Raw genomic sequence first — 17,776 nt, forward strand, 5'->3', positions numbered from 1 at the left:
ACGGGCGACGCCGGCCGACGAGGTTTCGTCCGCCGGCGTGTTTTGCTTGGGCGCCGGACGGAGGATGTGGAAGTGGAGCAGGTACGTGTTCGATAGCTTGAGCGACCGGCTGGGAGGCGTCTTCGATCGCCTGCGGGGCCGTGGTGCGCTGACTGAAGCCGACGTGCGTACCGCCATGCGCGAAGTGCGCGTGGCGCTGCTGGAGGCCGATGTCGCACTTCCGGTCGCGCGCGCCTTCGTCGACAAGGCGACCGAGGCCGCGATCGGCCAGGACGTGCTGCGCTCGGTCACGCCGGGGCAGCAGGTCGTCAAGATCGTCCACGACACGCTGGTCGACATGCTGGGGCCGGACACGGCCGAGCTCGACATCGCGGTCACCCCGCCTGCGGTGGTGATGCTCGTCGGTCTCCAGGGCTCGGGCAAGACGACCACTACGGCCAAGCTCGCCAAGCTCTTGTCGGGCCGCGAGCGCAAGAAGGTGCTGATGGCGTCGCTCGACGTCAATCGGCCGGCCGCGCAGGAGCAGCTGGCGGTGCTGGGTACCCAGGTCGAGGTGGCGACGCTGCCGATCGTGCAGGGCCAGCAGCCGGTCGACATCGCCCGGCGCGCGCTCCAGTCGGCGAAGCTCCAGGGCTTCGACGTGGTGATGCTCGACACCGCCGGTCGCCTCCACGTCGACCAGGCGCTGATGGACGAGATGAAGGCGGTGTCCGACATCGCCCGTCCGAACGAGACGCTGCTGGTGGTCGACTCGCTCACCGGCCAGGACGCGGTCAACGTCGCGACCAGCTTTTCCGAGCAGGTGCCGCTGACCGGCGTGATCCTGACCCGCATGGACGGCGATGCCCGCGGCGGTGCGGCGCTCTCGATGCGCGCGGTCACCGGCAAGCCGATCAAGTTCGCAGGCGTCGGCGAAAAGCTCGACGCAATCGAGCCGTTCCACCCCAAGCGCGTCGCGGGCCGCATCCTCGGCATGGGCGACGTGGTGTCGCTGGTCGAGCGCGCCGCCGAGAGCATCCAGGCGGAGGATGCCGAGCGCATCGCCAATCGGATGGCCAAGGGCCAGTTCGACATGAACGACCTGCGCGCGCAGCTGCAGCAGATGCGCCGCATGGGCGGGCTGGGCGCGCTGGCCGGCATGATCCCGGGCATGAAGAAGGCGCAGGCGGCGATGGCCTCCGGCGCGGTCGACGAAAAGATCCTGCTGCGCATGGACGCGATGATCACGTCGATGACGCCCAAGGAGCGTTCCAAGCCCGAACTGCTCAACGCCAAGCGCAAGATCCGCGTCGCCAAGGGGTCCGGCACCACGGTGCAGGATGTGAACAAGCTCCTGAAGATGCACCAGGAAATGTCCACGGCCATGAAGAAGCTCAAGAAGATGGGCGGTCTGAAGGGCATGATGGCGATGCTGGGCAAGGGCGGTCCGGGAGGCGGCATGGCCGGCCTGGGCAATGCGCTCGGCGGCGCAGAGCTTGGCGACATGATGAGCAAGGCCGGCGGCAGCGGCGGCCTTCCGGGGCTTCCCGGCGGCAAGGGCGGCATGCAGCTGCCCCCTGGCTTCGAGAATCTGATCAAGAAGAAGTGAGCGCTCCCCAGGAGCGATCAGCAACCCAACGGCCCGGCGATCGCCGCGGCTACGAGTAGAAAGAAGAAGGAAATCTCATGGCAATCAGCATGCGTCTGTCGCGCGGTGGCTCCAAGAAGCGCCCCTACTACCGGATCGTGATCGCCGACGCGCGCAGCCCGCGTGACGGCAAGTTCATCGAGAAGGTTGGCACCTACAACCCGCTCCTCGCCAAGGACGACGAGAAGCGCGTCGTGCTCGACACCGAGCGTGCGAAGCACTGGCTGAGCGTCGGCGCGCAGCCGACCGACCGCGTCCTCCGCTTCCTCGATGCCGCCGGCGTCAAGGAGCGCACCGCACGCAACAACCCGAACAAGGGCAAGCCGGGCGAAAAGGCCACCGAGCGCGCTGAAGAGCGTGCAGCCAAGGCGGCCGAGGCGGCTGCCGCTGCCGAGGCGCCGGCCGAGACTGCCGAGGCCTGAGCCCAAACGGGCGTTCGCGCGTTTCTTCTGCCGAACCCGCCTGCAAGGGGCGGGCCGGCAGAAGGAGCGGCACGATGACCATCGACCCCGAACAGCACGGCGCCAACGACCATGACGACTCGTCGTCCCCGAACGCCGGGGCGGACACCGGCGTCTCGACGCCCGATCCCGCGGAGGGTGCCGACGACGCCCCCGGCGGCGGCGACGGATCTCCCGACGCCTGAGGCGAAGGCGGGCGCCGATGGCGAGCGCCGGGTGGTGCTCGCCGTCGCGATTGGCGCGCATGGCGTCGCGGGCGAGGTGCGGCTCAAGGTCTTCGCCGAGGACCTGGGCGCGCACACGGTGCTGAACGGCGGCGCCTTGACGCTCCGATCGGTTCGGCCGGGCAACAATGGCGCCATCGCCCGCTTCGCCGAGGTTTCCTCGCGCGATGCGGCCGAGGCGTTGCGGGGTACCCAGCTGTGGGTGCCGCGCGACAGCCTGCCTCCTCTGGAGGAAGGCGAATATTATCATGCCGACCTGATCGGCCTGGCGGCATTCTCCGACACGGACGAGCCGCTCGGCACCGTGGTCGCCGTCGAGAACTTCGGCGCGGGCGACGTGCTGGAAATCGAGCGTCCGACGGGCAAGCGCTTCATGGTTCCGATGCGGGCCGACGCGGTTCCGGAATGGAATGCCGAGCGACTGGTGGTCACGACAGCCTTCATCGAGGCCTGAGGCGCACGTGACGGTCGGTCAAGCTGTTGCGAATCTGTCATAATTCGTCGCTTGCCGCCCCTGCGCCCGCTGGCTAGGCCGCGCACGATGCTCCGCAAACCCGCCCCGTTGCTGCTCCTGGCAGCGCTGATGCTGTTCGTGCTTGCCGCACTGGTACTGCCGCTCAACCGCGACGAGAGCCAGTATGTCGCGGCCGTGGAGCTGATGCGTTACGGGCTGCCGTTCCGCGACTTCATGTACCTGCAGACGCCGCTGCAGCCCTTTCTTCTCGCGCCATTCGCCTTTGTCGAGGAGGGCTGGCTGTTCCTGTCGCTGCGGCTCGCCAACGCCGTGGTTGCCGCCGGCGCGGTCCTGTTCGTCTACCTGGCCGCAAAGGGAGCGGGCGGAAGCCCCCGCCGGGCACTCGCCGCTGCCGTCATGCTCGCCTTGTGCGACGCGATGATCTTCGCCGGCGGCGTCGCGCGCAACGACGCGCTGCCGGTGTTCTTCGAGGCACTGGGCATCTGGCTGCTGGTCGACACGCACCTGCGGATCCGTCCGACGTGGCGCATCTTCCTGGCCGGGCTCGCCTTCGGCGCGGCCGTGTCGGTCAAGATCAGCTACATCGTGCCGGCCGGGGTGCTGTTCGCGGTGATGCTGTACGAGGGGCGCCGCGACCGCTTCCGCAGCGTCACCGCTTATGCGCTGGGCGGCGCGGTGGGCGTGGTGCCGACGCTGGTGCTGCTGGCGGTCGCGCCGGAGAGCTTCCTGTTCGGCGTCTTCGAATATTCGCTGGTGGCACCCCAGCAATGGCGGATGCTCAACGAGCAGGCGCACATGCTCGAGTTCCCGACGACGCTCGGCCGGCTCGCCTGGTTCCTGGTCCAGGGGCCGGCGCTGGTGGTGCTCGCGCTGGTGCTCTGGCGGCGGTTCCGCCACGGGGGGGATCGCCATGGCGTCGCGCTCGACTGGCTGATCATCGCCGGCTGCATCGCCGCGATGCTGCCGCAGCCTAGCTTCCGCCAATATGTCATTCCGATCCTGCCGCCGCTGTTCGTGCGGTTCGGCGCGATCCATGGGCCCATCGCACCGCGCAGGAGTCTGCGGCTGGTGCTGGCCGTAACCCTGGTCCTGGGGCTTTGGCGGACGACCAGCGAGTCGATCGCGGCGCTGAGGGGAGGTTCCCCAATCCTGTTCGCGGTCGCCGACGGCGATTGGCTGGGGGAGCATCTGGACGACAGCGGGATGCCGGGCATGGCGGTCAGCCTGTCGCCGGAGCGGTTCGCGGGCGGCAAGCTCGACATCGACCCGCGCTTCGCCATGGGGCCGTTCCTGTTCCGCATGCGTGGGCTCGCCACCCCGGCCGAGGAGCAGCGGATGCACATGGTCACGCGCGAAAGCCTGGACCGGGTGCTGAACAGCGCGCCGCCGCCCGCGATCGTGACGGGCGGCGAGGCGCGGTCGACCCCCGCTGCTCCGGGAGGCCTGGATGCGCCGCTACGCGGCTGGGCGGAGCGCAACGCCTATCGCCGGATGCAGTCGCCCTCGGGCATCCTGTCGCTCTACCTGCGGACGCAGCACGCGCAACGCCGCGGATAGCGCGGGCTATCCAGGGGTGGACAAGCCCGTAAAAGCGGCGTGTGGCACTAGTCGCTGGCTGGCGGGTTCTTCCTGTTTGCCAACGAGGGCCCTCGATCTTGGCTGCCGGAGATCTCTCGCTTGGAACTCGTCGCCCTTGCCGCGCAGCACCGCCGCAACGCCCTCGTGAGCGGGCTGCTGGAGAAGGCGTGGAGCCGGGGCTGGCTTTCGCGGCCCGTTCTGGAGCCGGATCAGCTGATTGCCGTCGCCCGCGCGCGAACCGGCCTGCACGACCTGGGAAGCGGCAGCGGCTGGAACGACCGGCTGGAGCGGCTCACCCAGGCGCTGCGGGAAGAGGCGGCGTTGACGCCGCTCGGAACGGTGATCGCCTATGGCCAGTTGGTCGCGGCCCTTGCTGATCGGGCGCGCGTCCACGCACTCTGGCGGCGGCATCCGGAGATCCTCGACCGACCTATTCCCCGGCCGATCATCGTGCTGGGACAGATGCGCTCGGGCAGCACGCGCATGCAGCGGCTGCTCGCCTGCGACCCCCGGCTGGCGCACACCCGCTTCTTCGAAAGCTGGAACCCGGTGCCGATCACCCACCGCCGTTGGCTCGATGACCGGCGGGTCCGCGCATGGATCGGCCTGCGTTGTGCGGAGTGGCTGAACCCGGAGTTCCGCATCATCCACCCGACCGCCCTGGAGGCGGCCGACGAGGAGATCGGGCTGCACAACGTCTCGATCTTCGGCGCGGCGTTCGAGGCGCAGTGGCGCATCCCGAGCTTTGCCGCCGTCAGCGAGGCGATGGACACCCGGCCCGTCTACGCCGAGTTCAAGCGGCTGCTGCAGACGGTGGCATGGCTCAGGAAGGCGCGGGAGGACCGCCCCTGGGTGCTCAAGCTTCCCCAGTTCGCGCAGGATCTGGACTCGCTGCTTGCCGTCTTTCCGGACGCACGGCTCGTGTGCCTCGACCGGCGGGCATCGGCCGTGGTCGCGTCGTCGGCATCGCTGGTGCACAGCCAGATGCGCGTGCAGTCGGACGACGTCGATCGCCATTGGATCGGAGCGGAGTGGGTCCGCAAGGTGGCGCTGCGGGAGCGGCGGATGCAGGCCGCACGGGCCGCGGCGGACGTGCCGCAGGTCGACGTCGGCTTCGATGCGATCGGCGAGGATTGGGAGCGGGAGATGCAGCGGGTCTATCGCATGCTCGGCCTGCCGCTGACGGAGGCCGTGCGGAGCCGCATGCAGCGCTACCTGGATCAGCGGCGGCACCGCCGGCTGACGCGCCACCGTTACGCACTCAGCGACTTCGGCCTGAGCGAGGCCGAAGTCGCGCGGGCGGTGCACGGTGCGCAGGGCGCCGCGTCCGGCAAGCTGCACGCCCTGGGTTAGCGCCAGAGCGGGGACTGCTCGCTCAGGGTGTTGCGGATGGTGGTGGCGGCGACGCCGGCTTCGCCCATCGCGTGGCTGATCTGGTCCAGACCCTTCACCACGTCGCCCGCGGCGAACAGGCCCGGGATGGAGGTGCGCTGGTGGTCGTCGACCTCCAGGCAGCCGTCCTCGCTCGCCCGCGCGCCCGCCTCCACCGCGAGATGCGAGCGGATGCGGGAGCCGAGCGCGGGATAAACGCTGTCAAACGCCATGCGCCCGCCGGCAGTGTCGAGCGCCAGCCGGTCGCCCTCGATCGCAAAGCCGCCGCAGGGCCCGTCCACCCGCTGGATCCCGGCGGCATCGAGCTTGGCCATGCAGGCGTCGTCCAGCCCGTGCTCCGCGTCCGGCGCGATCAGCGTCACGTCGCGGGTGTAGCCGCGCAGGAACAGCGCCTCGCGCATGCCGTGATCGCCGGTGCCGATCACGCCCACGCGCTTGTCGGTCACCTCGTAGCCGTCGCAGATCGGGCAGTAGCGCAGCAGACCGCGGGCGAGCGCGGCGTCGTGGACGTCGTCGGGGAGGCTCCTGGGCCGGTGGTTGACCACGCCGGTCGCCAGCAGCACGGTGCGGGCGCGCGCGATCCGATCGCCGATCCGCACGGCGAACCCGTCCTCGTCGCGCGAAAGGGCGGTGACCTCCGCAAGCTCCCGGTGGGCGCCGTAGCGCTTGGCCTGGGCATACATCAGCCGGAGCAGATCGGTGCCCTTGATCCCTTCGGGGTAGCCCGCATGGTTGCGCGTGCACGGGATCATCGCCGCGCGGCTGGAGCCGCAGTCGAACAGCCGGATCGAAAGGTGGAAGCGGGCCAGATAGATGGCGGCGGTGAGGCCGGCGGGGCCGGCGCCGATGATGATGCAGTCGTCGGGCTGCGTCTCGGAACTTGTCATCCTGTCTCCATCGGTCAATGGGGCGGGCATGTCTTTCACCGCTACCGTCCTAACGCTTTACCCGGAGATGTTTCCCGGCCCACTCGGCACTTCGCTTGCCGGGCGCGCGCTGCGCGAGGAACGTTGGTCGCTGGAGACGGTGCAGATCCGCGACTTCGCCACCGACAAGCACCGCTCGGTCGACGACACGCCGGCAGGGGGCGGGGCCGGGATGGTGATGCGTGCCGACGTGCTCGCCGCCGCGCTTGACAGCGTTGCCGACGACCGGCCGGTGATCGCGATGAGCCCGCGCGGTCGTCCGCTCGACCAGCAGCGGGTGCGGGAACTAGCGCAGGGGCCGGGGGTCACCGTGCTGTGCGGCAGGTTCGAGGGCTATGACGAACGCCTGTTCGAGGCGCGCGACATCGAACCGGTGTCGATCGGTGACTATGTCCTGTCGGGGGGTGAGATGGGGGCGCTGGTGCTGCTCGATGCTTGCATTCGGCTGCTTCCCGGCGTAATGGGCGCCGCTTCCAGCGGGGATGACGAGAGCTTCGAAACGGGGCTGCTCGAATACCCGCAATATACCCGACCAGTCACATGGGAAGGGCGCACGATCCCCGAAGTGCTGCGATCGGGGGATCATGCGAAGATCGCGGCCTGGCGAAAGCACAGGGCTGAGGTCGATACACGGCTACGGAGGCCGGATCTGTGGGAGCGCCATGAGGGCGCTCGGGTCCGACCTCCCTCTGGCGCGCGGCGACATGACGAGGAAGACTGACATGAACCTCATCCAGACGCTCGAAGCCGAGCAGATCGCCAAGTTCAACGAGGCGAAGAAGATTCCGGAATTCCGCGCGGGCGATACGCTGCGCGTCGGCGTGAAGGTCGTCGAAGGCGAGCGCACCCGCGTCCAGAACTACGAGGGCGTGTGCATCGCGCGCTCGAACAAGGGCATGGGCTCGTCTTTCACCGTCCGCAAGATCAGCTTCGGCGAGGGCGTCGAGCGCGTCTTCCCGCTGTATTCGCCCAACATCGACTCGGTCGAAGTGGTGCGTCGCGGCGTGGTGCGTCGTGCGAAGCTCTATTACCTGCGTGGCCGCACCGGCAAGTCGGCGCGTATCGCCGAGCGTCGCGACCCGCGCCCGACGGCTGCTGCCGCCGAGTAACGGCCGGCACCCATCGGGTCCGCTTTGGGGGCGTGGAGGGCGACAGCCTTCCGCGCCCCATTTGCGTGCGCGCGGAGTTCTCGCCGCCAACCAACGCTTTACCCCGCGGGACTTGCCCGCGATAACGCGGCCGTCGCCTGCGTCCGCAGGCGGGTTCCACGGAGACGCGACGGGATGTTGAGATGGGTGTTGGGCGTTGCCATGATGACGAGCGGAACCGCTGCCATGGCTGCTGATCTGGCCCGATCGCCACAGCCGGCGGCGGCGACGCAGGCGGCACAGGACGCGCAGCAGACGCTGACGCTCGCGCGCGTGTTTGGCAGCCCCGACCTCAACGGCACCGCGCCGCGCAACCTGCAGATCTCGCCCGACGGTCGCTTCGTGACGGTGCTGCGCAACCGCCCGGAGGAGAAGGAGCGCTTCGACCTGTGGGCGATGGACGCGACCACCGGCGAATGGCGGATGCTGGTCGATTCCAAGAAGGTGGGTTCGGGCGCCGAGCTTTCGGAAGCCGAGAAGATGCAGCGCGAGCGCGCGCGCATTGCGGGATCGCGGGGCATCGTCGCCTATGACTTCGCACCCGACGGCCAGTCGATCCTGGTGCCGCTGGACGGCGACCTGTTCCTGGCAACCCTCGACGGCCAGGTCCGCCGCCTGACCGAGACCCAGGCAGGCGAGCTCAACCCGCTGGTGAGCCCCAGGGGCCGCTTCGTGAGCTTCGTGCGCGACCAGAACCTGTTTGTGCAGCCACTCGCAGGCGGCGTGGCGCAGGCGGTGACCACCGAAGGCGCGGGCACCGTCCACTTCGGCGAGGCGGAGTTCGTCGCGCAGGAGGAAATGCACCGCTCCACCGGCTATTGGTGGTCGCCCGACGAGCGCTACATCGCGGTCGAGCGGTTCGACGAGGCGCCGGTGAAGGTGTTCAGCCGGGCCGCGATCGGCGCCACCGGCACCAAGGTCTACGACCAGCGCTATCCGGCGGCGGGCACGCCCAACGCCCTGGTCGACCTGTACGTCATGAAGCCGGACGGCTCGGGCAGGGTGAAGGTCGACCTGGGGAGCGATCCCGACATCTACCTCGCGCGCGTCGACTGGCTGCCGGACGGCTCGGCGATGCTGGTCCAGCGCCAGACCCGCGACCAGAAGCGGCTCGACATGTTGCGGGTGGACCCTGCCACCGGCAAGTCGACCGTGCTGTTCACCGAGACCGCGGGCGAGCGCAGCTGGATCAACCTGTCCGACGCCTATCGCGTGATGAAGGACGGGAGCCTCATCTGGCGGTCCGAGCGCGACGGCTTCGGCCATCTCTACCGCTGGAAGGCGGGCAAGTGGACGCAGCTGACCAAGGGGCCCTGGGTAGTCCAGTCGCTGGTCGGCTTCGATGAGGCGAAGGGCCGGCTGTTCTTCACCGGCAACAAGGACGACGTGCTCGAGCAGCATCTCTACGCACTCGACCTCAAGCGGCCGGGCAACGTCACCCGGCTCACCGAAAAGGGCTGGTGGAACGGCGCCACCATGGACGGGGCTGCGAGCCGCTTCCTGATCACGCGCTCCAGCCCCACCCAGCCGGCGCAGGTCTATCTGGCCGACGTCACGGGCAAGCGGATCGCCTGGATCAACGAGAACGCGATCGGCCCGGACCACCCCTATTATCCGTTCGCAGCCAGCCATCGCGAGACGCAGTTCGGCACCGTCAAGGCGGCCGACGGCTCGACGCTGCACTGGGAGATGATCACGCCGCCGCTGGAGCCGGGCAAGAAATACCCCGTGTTCTTCCAGCATTATGGCGGCCCCGGCACCGGCCAGCAGGTGACGCGCGGCTGGCAGGGCGCGCTGCCGCAGTATCTGGTCGACCAAGGCTGGATCTTCTTCCAGATCGACAACCGCGGCTCGTACAATCGCGGCACGGCGTTCGAGAACCAGATCTATCACGCGATGGGCACCGTCGAGGTCGAGGACCAGCTTGCGGGCGCCAACTACCTCAAGACGCTGCCTTTCGTGGATCCGGCCAAGATCGCGACCTATGGCTGGTCCTATGGCGGCTATCTGTCGCTCAAGATGCTGGAGAAGACGCCGGGGGTCTATGCCGCGGCCGTCGCGGGCGCGCCGGTCACCGACTGGGGTCTCTACGACACGCACTATACGGAGCGGTACCTGGGCGATCCGCGCACCGATCCGCAGAGCTATGCTTCCTCGAGCGTGGTGACGGAGGCGTCGAAGATCCGCGATCCGCTGCTGCTGATCCACGGCATGGCGGACGACAACGTCTTCCTCGACAACTCGACGCTGTTCGCGGCGGAGATGCAGCGGACGGCCACGCCGTTCGAGATGATGTTCTACCCCGGCAACACCCATCGGGTGGGCGGGCCGGGCGCCAGCGAGCACCTGTGGAAGACGATCCTGTCGTTCCTTGATCGCAATGTTGTTGCGCCAAAGCCGCAGAACACGGCAGCAAAGTAACGCTTGGTTGCCGCGGCGCTGGAGAAGGTCTAGCGCCGCGGCGACAATGCGAGTGGAGTGAGTGATGGGCTATCGGGTGGTGGTCGCAGGCGCGACCGGGAATGTCGGGCGGGAGATGCTCAACATCCTGGCGGAGCGTGAGTTTCCGATCGACGAACTGGCGGTGCTCGCCTCGTCGCGGTCGGTCGGCGACACGGTCGACTTCGGCGAGACCGGCAAGCAGTACAAGATCCAGAATATCGAGCATTTCGATCCCACCGGCTGGGACATGGCGCTGTTCGCGATCGGATCGGACGCGACCAAGGTCTATGCGCCCAAGTTCGCCGCCGCCGGCTGCACGGTGATCGACAATTCGTCGCTCTACCGCATGGACCCGGACGTGCCGCTGATCGTGCCGGAAGTGAACCCGGAGGCGATTGACGGCTACCGCGCCAAGAACATCATCGCCAACCCGAACTGCTCGACCGCGCAGATGGTGGTGGCGCTCAAGCCGCTGCACGATTCCGCCAAGATCAAGCGCGTCGTCGTCGCGACCTATCAGTCGGTGTCCGGCGCGGGCAAGGCGGGCATGGACGAACTGTTCGAGCAGAGCCGCAACATCTTTGTCGGCGACCCGGCCGAGGCGAAGAAGTTCACCAAGCAGATCGCGTTCAACGTAATCCCGCACATCGACAGCTTCCTGGACGACGGGTCGACCAAGGAAGAGTGGAAGATGGTCGTGGAGACCAAAAAGATCCTCGACCCCAAGGTCAAGGTGGTCGCCACCTGCGTCCGCGTGCCGGTGTTCGTCGGCCATTCGGAAGCGATCAACATCGAGTTCGAGAACGAGATCTCGGCCGAGGAAGCGCAGAATATCCTGCGCGAGGCGCCCGGCGTCATGCTGGTCGATAAGCGCGAGGACGGCGGCTACATCACGCCGATCGAATGCGTCGGCGAGTTCGCGACCTATATCAGCCGCGTCCGCGAGGACTCGACTGTCGAGAACGGTCTGGCGCTGTGGTGCGTCAGCGACAACCTGCGCAAGGGCGCAGCACTCAACGCGGTGCAGATCGCCGAGCTGCTCGGCCGCCGGCACCTCAAGAAGGCCGCCTGATACTCTGGCCGCCCCGGCTCCGCGCCGGGCGGCCAGTCGCTCAATAGCCGGTGTAGCGGCCCGGCCGATGCCAGGCGATCAGGATGCCGCTGATTGCCGCGGCGCTCAGGATCGACCAGCCGAGTTGCTCGGCCGACACCACCGGGATCGCCAGCGCGAGGATCACCACGTCGAGGGCGATCTGGGTGCGTCCCGCGTTCCAGCCGCGTTCGCGCTGCAGCCAGAGCGTCAGCACACCGGTGCCGCCCACGGCGGCGTCATGGCGGGCGAGCGACAGGATCCCCATCCCGATCACGGTCCCGCCGACGAGCGCTGCGAACAACGGATGCACGGTGCCGACCTCAAAGGCATAGGGGCGGATCGCCGAGAAAAGCGCGATGCCCGCGTTCACCGCGATCGAGCGCAGCGTGAAGCGCGCGCCCATCACCTTCCAGGCGAAGGCGAAGAAGGGCAGGTTGATGATGGTGAACAGGACGCCCGGGGGAAGCGGCACCAGATAGGAGACGAGCAGCGCGATGCCCGCGATGCCGCCCGTCACCAGCCCCGCCGCTTTCAGGAACACCAGTCCCAGCACCAGAAGCGTGCAGCCGACGAACATCGCATAGAGATCCTCCGCACTGCTGTGCGGGATGCCGTCGGGAGGGGAAGGGCGGCGGGCAAACGTCATCAAGGGCTCCGAATGGGGCCTCGGCAGGTCATGCCTCTCCTGATGTGCTTGTCTTGACGCGGCTCCTATCGCCGGCTCGGCGCTGCGTCCATGGGACGTGCCACCGGAGCCGGTGGAAGCGTGGCCCAGCCGCTCCCCGTCACGGTCTTACTTGCGTTGGGATGCGGTCTCCTCGCGGGTGGCGCGGAACTCGCTGTCGGCGGACCAGTTCGGCCAGGCCCGGCCGTTCGCCAAGCGATCGCCGAGATTGTAGAGCAGGGTGAGGTCGCCCTCCCAGCTGCTGGTGTTCCAGCTCGCATCATATTCGTCCGCGGGCTGGTGGTATCGGTCGCGGGTGTAGAGGTCGCTCAGTTCCTTGCCGCGCGCGGCACCGCCGTTCACCAGTTCCTGGCCCGCATCATAGGAGATGGCCGGCACGCCGCGCTTGGCGAAGGGGAAATGGTCGGAGCGATAGAAGCTGCCCGCTTCCGGCCGTGCCTCGGGCGTGTAGTGGCGGCCGAACTTGGCGGCTTCCTCGGTCAGCATGGTCAGCAGGTCGAGCTTGGCCGCGCCCGAGATGCTGAAGTCCGTCGTCTTCTCGATCGCGAACGGACCGTCCATGTTGATCGCGCCCACCGTGGTGGCGAGCGGCCGGAGCGGGTTGTCGGCATAATATTCCGAGCCGAGCAGCCCCTTTTCCTCCGCCGTCACCGCCAGGAACAGGATCGACCGGTCAGGCTTGGGTCCCGTGCCATAGGCGCGGGCGAGCTCCATCAGCGCGGCGGTGCCCGACGCATTGTCGAGCGCGCCGTTGTAGATTGTGTCGCCCTTCGCATCCGGAGCGCCGATGCCCAGGTGATCCCAGTGCGCCGAATAGATCACGGTCTCGTCCGGGTGGCGGCTGCCGGGCAGGATGCCGGCGACATTGTGCGAGGTGATGATCTCCGGCTTCACCTGGTAGCTGGCGGTCATCGTCGCCTTGAGCGGCATGGGGCGGAAGTCCGCCTTGCGTGCCGCGGCCTTTGCGGCCTCGAAGTCGGTGCCCGACGCCTTGAACAAGTCGGCGGCGAGATCCTTTTGGATCCAGCCCTCCATCGGCGTGTGCGCGGCCGCCGGGTTCGCCCGGACGATGTCGAACATGGTGTTGGTGTTGGAGTTCTTGACCGTTGCCCAGCCATAGGAGGCGGGCTCGCTCTCGTGGATCACCAGCACGCCGGCGGCGCCCTGGTGCGCGGCTTCCTCGTACTTGTACGTCCAGCGGCCGTAATAGGTCATCAGCCGGCCGCCGAAATCGCCTTCGCCGCCCTCGAAATCGGGGTCGTTGACGAGCACGACCATGATCTTGCCCTTGAGGTCGACGCCCTTGAAGTCATCCCAGTTGCGCTCGGGCGCCTTCACACCATAGCCGACGAACACCAGCGGCGCCGCGTTCAGCTGGACCGAGGTCTGGCCGGTCGAGGCGGCGCGCACCGCGATCTCGCTGCCCTGCGTCAGCGGCTTGCTGGTGCCCCCGATCGCCATCGACAGGCTGGGCGTGCCGACGATGTCGGAGCGCAGCAGCGGCACGTCCTGGAACCAGCTGCCCTTGTCGCCGGCAGGCTTCAGCCCCGCTGCCTTGAACTGCGCGGCGATGTACTCGATCGTCTTGGTTTCGGCGCGGGTGGCGGGACCGCGACCCTCATATTCGTCGCTGGACAGCGTCCTGATGTCGTTGGTGACGCGCGCGACGTCGAAGCTGGGCTTCTTGGCGGGCGCCGCGATCGCCGCGGAAGACGTGCCGACAAGCGCGGCGAGGGCAAGGAGGCGCAGCGAAGGACGCGGGGAACGGAAGGACATGGGCGGGAACGACTCCTGGCGAAGCGACGATGGCAGGGGACGCATGCCCCTTCGACATTGATGCTCAACCGGCGCACAATGTCGAGGTGGTGCAGTAAACGGGTGCAGGAGAAGCGCGATGCGCGAGACGGTTTCCGGCGGGTGCCAGTGCGGGCGGGTGCGCTATCGGGTCTCCATCCACGACGACGATGCCTATCTCTGTCACTGCCGCATGTGCCAGCGCGCGACCGGCGGTGTCTCGATCGCGTTCAAGAACGTGAAGAAGGCCGAGGTGGTGTGGGAGCAGGAACCAGACCGCTACGCCTCTTCCCCGATCGCCAGCCGTGGCTTCTGTCGCGAATGCGGCACGTCGCTGACGTTCGAATTCCCCGACAGCGAGAACATGGACCTGACCATCGGCAGCTTCGATGCGCCGGGCCGTTTCCAGCCGCGCCATCACTTCGGGGTGGAAAGCTGGCACCCGCAATGGCTCGACACGCGCGGGCTGCCCGAATATCGCGCCGACGAGAACCCGAACACGCGCGACAGGTGGATGAAAATCGTTGGCAGACTTCCCGACTGAGACGCACCGCTTCGAAAGCTTCGACGGTACCGAGATCGCTTGGCATGAGGGCGGCGAAGGTCGTCCGCTGCTGCTGATCCACGGCTATTTCAGCGACGCGTACACCAACTGGATCCGCTACGGTCAAGCCGCCAAGATCTCGGCCAGAGGCTATCGGGTGATCATGCCGGACCTGCGCGCGCATGGGCAGAGCGCCCGGCCGCATGATCCTGCCGCCTATCCCGCCGACGCGCTGGCCCAGGACGGCGAGGCGCTGGTCCGGCACCTGGGCCTTAGCGACTATGATCTCGCCGGCTATTCGCTTGGCGGGCGCACCGCGGTGCGGATGGTCGCGCGCGGTGCGGCGCCCAAGAAGCTGGTGGTCGCGGGCATGGGGCTGGAGGGGCTGACGGGCACCAGCGGCCGTGCCGACCATTTCCGCAACATCCTCACCAATCTCGGCAAGCACGAACGCGGGACGCCCGAGTGGCTGGCCGAGGCCTTTCTGAAGACGACCAAGGGCGATCCGATCGCGCTGCTCGGCATCCTCGACACCTTCGTGGACACGTCCCGCGAGGAGATCGCCGCGATCCGGCAGCCGACGCTGGTGGTCGCGGGCGAGGAGGACAGCGACAACGGCAGCCATGCCGCGCTCGCCGACCTGCTGCCGAACGCGACCCTGCGCGAGGTGCCGGGCGGGCACATGAGCGCGGTGACCAAGCCGGAACTGGGGCAGGCGATCGCGGACTTCCTGGGCGCTTGACCGCGGGCGGGGCGGGCGCGCAGGTTGCGCGCATTCGTTCCGTACCCGGGGGTTCCATGTTTCGTACCGCTGCCTCGACGCTTGCCGTCGCCTTCTCGCTTGCCGCTGCCGCACCGGCTTTCGCGCAAGCCGCACCCTCCGCGCCGGCGGCTAGCACCGCCGCTCCGACGGTCGCCGATGCCGACGCGCTAGTCGCGCGCGCCGAGAAGGAGTTTGCCGACTATTCGCTCGACGCCTCGCGCATCGCCTGGGTGAACGCGACCTACATCACCGACGACACCGATGCGCTGGCCGCGAAGTCCGGCGCGATCGGCACCGAGATGGGCGTGCGCTATGCGCTCGAGGCGGCGAAGTTCGACGGCGTGAAGGGACTGTCCTACGACACCCGCCGCAAGCTCGACATCCTGAAGAACGGCCTCACGCTGCCTGCGCCGACCCGGCCTGGTGCGGCCCAGCAGTTGTCCGACATCAGCACCCGCATGGCATCCTCCTACGGCAAGGGCCGGGGCACCAAGGCTGGCCAGCCGATCAACGGATCGGACATCGAGGCGGCGATGGGCAGCAGCCGCGACCCCAATGAACTCAAGGAGATGTGGGTCAGCTGGCACGACAATGTCGGCGCCCCGATGCGCAAGGACTATGCCCAGATGGTGGGCATCGCCAACGAGGGCGCGAAGGAGCTCGGCTTCTCCGACGTCGGCGCGATGTGGCGCTCGGGCTACGACATGCCGCCCGAGCAGTTCGCGCAGATGGCCGACAAGCTGTGGAAGGAGGTCGAGCCACTCTATCTGTCGCTCCACACCTATGTCCGCTGGAAGTTGAACGAGAAGTACGGCGACGCCGTGCAGGCGAAGACGGGGCCGATCCGTGCCGACCTGCTCGGCAACATGTGGGCGCAGGAATGGGGCAACATCTATGACGTGGTCGCCCCCGCCGGCACGGGTGACCTCGGCTACGACATCGGCGATCTGCTGAAGGCGAAGAACTACGACCCGGTGAAGATGGTGAAGGCAGGCGAGGGCTTCTATTCCTCGCTCGGCTTCGCGCCCTTGCCCGAGACCTTCTGGCAGCGCTCGCAGATCGTGAAGCCGGCCGACCGCGAGGTGATCTGCCACGCCTCCGCCTGGGACGTCGACAGCAAGGACGACATCCGCATCAAGATGTGCACCAAGGTGAATTCGGACGACTTCGTCACGATCCACCATGAGCTCGGGCACAACTACTACCAGCGCGCCTACAACCAGCAGCCGTTCCTCTACATGAACGGCGCCAACGACGGCTTCCACGAGGCCATCGGCGATTTCGTCGCGCTTTCGATCACCCCCGACTATCTGGTGAACATCAACCTGCTCGATCCTGCGCAGGTGCCTGGCGCCGAGAAGGACATCGGCCTCCTGCTCCGGCAGGCGATGGACAAGGTCGCGTTCCTGCCGTTCGGGCTGCTGATGGACAAGTGGCGCTGGGGCGTCTTCTCCGGCGAGATCCCGACCCGCCAGTATCAGAAGGGCTGGGACGCGCTTCGCCTCCAGTACCAGGGCATCGTGCCGCCGGTGGCGCGCGACGAAAGCCGCTTCGATCCGGGCGGCAAGTACCACATCCCAGGCAACACCCCGTACGCGCGCTACTTCCTCGCCCGGATCCTCCAGTTCCAGTTCTACAAGGCGGCATGCGACCAGGCCGGCTGGAAGGGGCCGCTCCACCGCTGCTCCTTCTACGGCAACAAGGAGGTCGGCGCGCGGCTGAACAAGATGCTCGAGATGGGGGCTTCCAAGCCCTGGCCGGAGGCGCTGCAGGCGTTCACCGGGACCCGCGAGATGAGCGGCAAGGCGCTGGTCGAGTATTTCGCGCCGTTGAAGACGTGGCTCGACCAGCAGAACAAGGGCAAGCCCAAGGGATGGTGAGGCCGAGCCTCCTGGCACTGGCACTTTCGGCGGCGGCGGGCATCCAGCCCTCGGCCGCCCAGCCGCAAGGGCCTGCCGCGGTGCTCCAGCCCGGCGAGACCCTGCTGGAGGTGCAGAGCCTTGGCGAGCGTAGCGGCGTGCCCGACCGGGCGAGCTTCACGGTCGCCGTCGATACGCCGGGCGCCACTCCGGCGGCAGCGCTGGAGGCGAATGCCGCCGCCAGCGCCCGGCTCGCCGCCGCCGCACGCGCAGCCGGGGTCGAGGCGGCGGCGTTGCGCACCAGCAACCTGTCGGTACGACCCCGCTACCGCCAGGATCGCGACGGCGACGAAGCTGGCGAGGTGATCGGCTACCGGGCGAACAGCCGCTTCTCGCTGCAGAAGCTGTCGCTGCCGGTTGCAGAGAAAGCCGTCGCCGCGCTGGTCGAAGCGGGCGCCACCGAAGTCGAGGGCCCGGACTTCGCCTTCGCGGACGACGCGCCGCTGGTCCGCGCCTCCCGCGCCGATGCCATCCGTAAGGCGCAGCAGCAGGCGGAGGATTATGCCGCGGCGCTCAACATGCGCGTGGTGCGGGTGCTCCGGGTGAGCGAACGCGCTTCCTCGGGCGGCGAGAGCGAGATCATCGTCACCGGCGCCCGGCAACGCGCGGGGCTGCTGCCGGTACTGGCACCGGGCGAGCAGGCGATCACGACCCGCATCTGGATCGATTTCGCGCTGGCGCCGCGCTGAGGGGCGTTCTGTCTCG

The 17,776-nt window shown here is 68.1% G+C and carries 17 protein-coding genes; 14 read left to right on the forward strand and 3 right to left on the reverse strand.

What is annotated here, in order from left to right; all coding sequences use genetic code 11:
* The first annotated feature begins 85 nt into the window (after positions 1-85).
* The 6 genes from ffh to EO081_RS02525 all read left to right on the forward strand — a co-directional run bounded on the left by ffh (position 86) and on the right by EO081_RS02525 (position 5,718).
* The gene (gene ffh / locus EO081_RS02505; RefSeq protein ID WP_129340360.1) at positions 86-1,588 is read left to right on the forward strand and encodes a signal recognition particle protein; all 1,503 of its coding nucleotides are present in this window, start codon (positions 86-88) and stop codon (positions 1,586-1,588) included.
* Positions 1,589-1,665: 77 nt separating this feature from the next.
* Complete coding sequence (rpsP, locus tag EO081_RS02510; RefSeq protein ID WP_183947807.1) at positions 1,666-2,049, forward strand: 30S ribosomal protein S16; 384 nt, start codon at positions 1,666-1,668, stop codon at positions 2,047-2,049.
* Between the two features lie 74 nt (positions 2,050-2,123).
* A complete protein-coding gene (locus EO081_RS16730; RefSeq protein WP_165284452.1) occupies positions 2,124-2,273 on the forward strand; it encodes a hypothetical protein in 150 nt (49 codons plus the stop codon).
* Between the two features lie 31 nt (positions 2,274-2,304).
* Positions 2,305-2,766, forward strand: coding sequence for a ribosome maturation factor RimM (gene rimM, locus EO081_RS02515; protein ID WP_240697595.1), 462 nt, complete (start codon positions 2,305-2,307; stop codon positions 2,764-2,766).
* Positions 2,767-2,853: 87 nt separating this feature from the next.
* A complete protein-coding gene (locus tag EO081_RS02520) occupies positions 2,854-4,344 on the forward strand; it encodes a phospholipid carrier-dependent glycosyltransferase (RefSeq protein ID WP_129340362.1) in 1,491 nt (496 codons plus the stop codon).
* A gap of 120 nt (positions 4,345-4,464) precedes the next feature.
* Entirely contained in the window at positions 4,465-5,718 is a 1,254-nt protein-coding gene (locus EO081_RS02525) for a sulfotransferase family protein (protein WP_129340363.1), read from the forward strand.
* Here EO081_RS02525 and EO081_RS02530 read toward each other — a convergent pair.
* The gene (locus EO081_RS02530; protein WP_129340364.1) at positions 5,715-6,644 is read right to left on the reverse strand and encodes an NAD(P)/FAD-dependent oxidoreductase; all 930 of its coding nucleotides are present in this window, start codon (positions 6,642-6,644) and stop codon (positions 5,715-5,717) included. The genes EO081_RS02525 and EO081_RS02530 overlap by 4 nt on opposite strands.
* A 28-nt stretch (positions 6,645-6,672) precedes the next feature.
* Between EO081_RS02530 and trmD the strand changes: the two genes are divergently transcribed.
* The 4 genes from trmD to EO081_RS02550 all read left to right on the forward strand — a co-directional run bounded on the left by trmD (position 6,673) and on the right by EO081_RS02550 (position 11,345).
* Positions 6,673-7,404, forward strand: coding sequence for a tRNA (guanosine(37)-N1)-methyltransferase TrmD (trmD, locus tag EO081_RS02535; protein WP_129340365.1), 732 nt, complete (start codon positions 6,673-6,675; stop codon positions 7,402-7,404).
* A 1-nt stretch (position 7,405) separates the two neighbouring features.
* A complete protein-coding gene (gene rplS / locus EO081_RS02540) occupies positions 7,406-7,792 on the forward strand; it encodes a 50S ribosomal protein L19 (RefSeq protein WP_125959757.1) in 387 nt (128 codons plus the stop codon).
* Between the two features lie 204 nt (positions 7,793-7,996).
* A complete protein-coding gene (locus EO081_RS02545) occupies positions 7,997-10,252 on the forward strand; it encodes a S9 family peptidase (RefSeq protein WP_375781647.1) in 2,256 nt (751 codons plus the stop codon).
* Positions 10,253-10,316: 64 nt separating this feature from the next.
* Positions 10,317-11,345: an aspartate-semialdehyde dehydrogenase gene (locus tag EO081_RS02550; RefSeq protein WP_129340367.1), complete on the forward strand. Its 1,029-nt coding sequence runs from the start codon at positions 10,317-10,319 to the stop codon at positions 11,343-11,345.
* Positions 11,346-11,385: 40 nt separating this feature from the next.
* Here EO081_RS02550 and EO081_RS02555 read toward each other — a convergent pair whose 3' ends face one another.
* Both EO081_RS02555 and EO081_RS02560 read right to left on the reverse strand, forming a co-directional pair.
* Positions 11,386-12,012: a YitT family protein gene (locus EO081_RS02555; protein ID WP_129340368.1), complete on the reverse strand. Its 627-nt coding sequence runs from the start codon at positions 12,010-12,012 to the stop codon at positions 11,386-11,388.
* A gap of 147 nt (positions 12,013-12,159) precedes the next feature.
* Positions 12,160-13,827 carry a M28 family metallopeptidase gene (locus EO081_RS02560; protein ID WP_165284454.1) on the reverse strand — a complete coding sequence of 556 codons (1,668 nt, stop codon included), beginning with the start codon at positions 13,825-13,827 and terminating at the stop codon, positions 12,160-12,162.
* 118 nt (positions 13,828-13,945) lie between these two features.
* On the opposite strand from EO081_RS02560, the gene EO081_RS02565 reads away from it, so the two are divergent.
* The 4 genes from EO081_RS02565 to EO081_RS02580 are packed head-to-tail and all read left to right on the forward strand — an operon-like array spanning position 13,946 to position 17,760.
* On the forward strand, positions 13,946-14,389 hold the full coding sequence (locus EO081_RS02565) for a GFA family protein (protein WP_129340370.1): 444 nt from the start codon (positions 13,946-13,948) through the stop codon (positions 14,387-14,389).
* The gene (locus EO081_RS02570) at positions 14,370-15,131 is read left to right on the forward strand and encodes an alpha/beta fold hydrolase (protein ID WP_129340371.1); all 762 of its coding nucleotides are present in this window, start codon (positions 14,370-14,372) and stop codon (positions 15,129-15,131) included. Before EO081_RS02565 ends, EO081_RS02570 begins: the two co-directional genes overlap by 20 nt.
* A 56-nt stretch (positions 15,132-15,187) precedes the next feature.
* Positions 15,188-17,032 carry a M2 family metallopeptidase gene (locus tag EO081_RS02575; protein ID WP_129340372.1) on the forward strand — a complete coding sequence of 615 codons (1,845 nt, stop codon included), beginning with the start codon at positions 15,188-15,190 and terminating at the stop codon, positions 17,030-17,032.
* The gene (locus tag EO081_RS02580; protein WP_165284455.1) at positions 17,029-17,760 is read left to right on the forward strand and encodes an SIMPL domain-containing protein; all 732 of its coding nucleotides are present in this window, start codon (positions 17,029-17,031) and stop codon (positions 17,758-17,760) included. The genes EO081_RS02575 and EO081_RS02580 overlap by 4 nt, the downstream gene beginning before the upstream one ends.
* The last annotated feature ends 16 nt before the right edge of the window (positions 17,761-17,776 follow it).

It is taken from the genome of Sphingomonas desiccabilis (assembly GCF_004135605.1).
Taxonomy (GTDB): domain Bacteria; phylum Pseudomonadota; class Alphaproteobacteria; order Sphingomonadales; family Sphingomonadaceae; genus Sphingomonas; species Sphingomonas desiccabilis.

Coding starts and splice junctions, on each gene's coding strand:
- EO081_RS02545 (WP_375781647.1), top strand. CDS start 7,997: ATGACGAGCGGAACCGCTGCCATGGCTGCTGATCTGGCCCGATCGCCA.
- trmD (WP_129340365.1), top strand. CDS start 6,673: ATGTCTTTCACCGCTACCGTCCTAACGCTTTACCCGGAGATGTTTCCC.
- rplS (WP_125959757.1), top strand. CDS start 7,406: ATGAACCTCATCCAGACGCTCGAAGCCGAGCAGATCGCCAAGTTCAAC.
- rpsP (WP_183947807.1), top strand. CDS start 1,666: ATGGCAATCAGCATGCGTCTGTCGCGCGGTGGCTCCAAGAAGCGCCCC.
- EO081_RS02550 (WP_129340367.1), top strand. CDS start 10,317: ATGGGCTATCGGGTGGTGGTCGCAGGCGCGACCGGGAATGTCGGGCGG.
- EO081_RS02555 (WP_129340368.1), bottom strand. CDS start 12,012: ATGACGTTTGCCCGCCGCCCTTCCCCTCCCGACGGCATCCCGCACAGC.
- EO081_RS02560 (WP_165284454.1), bottom strand. CDS start 13,827: ATGTCCTTCCGTTCCCCGCGTCCTTCGCTGCGCCTCCTTGCCCTCGCC.
- EO081_RS02575 (WP_129340372.1), top strand. CDS start 15,188: ATGTTTCGTACCGCTGCCTCGACGCTTGCCGTCGCCTTCTCGCTTGCC.
- EO081_RS02530 (WP_129340364.1), bottom strand. CDS start 6,644: ATGACAAGTTCCGAGACGCAGCCCGACGACTGCATCATCATCGGCGCC.
- EO081_RS02520 (WP_129340362.1), top strand. CDS start 2,854: ATGCTCCGCAAACCCGCCCCGTTGCTGCTCCTGGCAGCGCTGATGCTG.
- EO081_RS16730 (WP_165284452.1), top strand. CDS start 2,124: ATGACCATCGACCCCGAACAGCACGGCGCCAACGACCATGACGACTCG.
- EO081_RS02565 (WP_129340370.1), top strand. CDS start 13,946: ATGCGCGAGACGGTTTCCGGCGGGTGCCAGTGCGGGCGGGTGCGCTAT.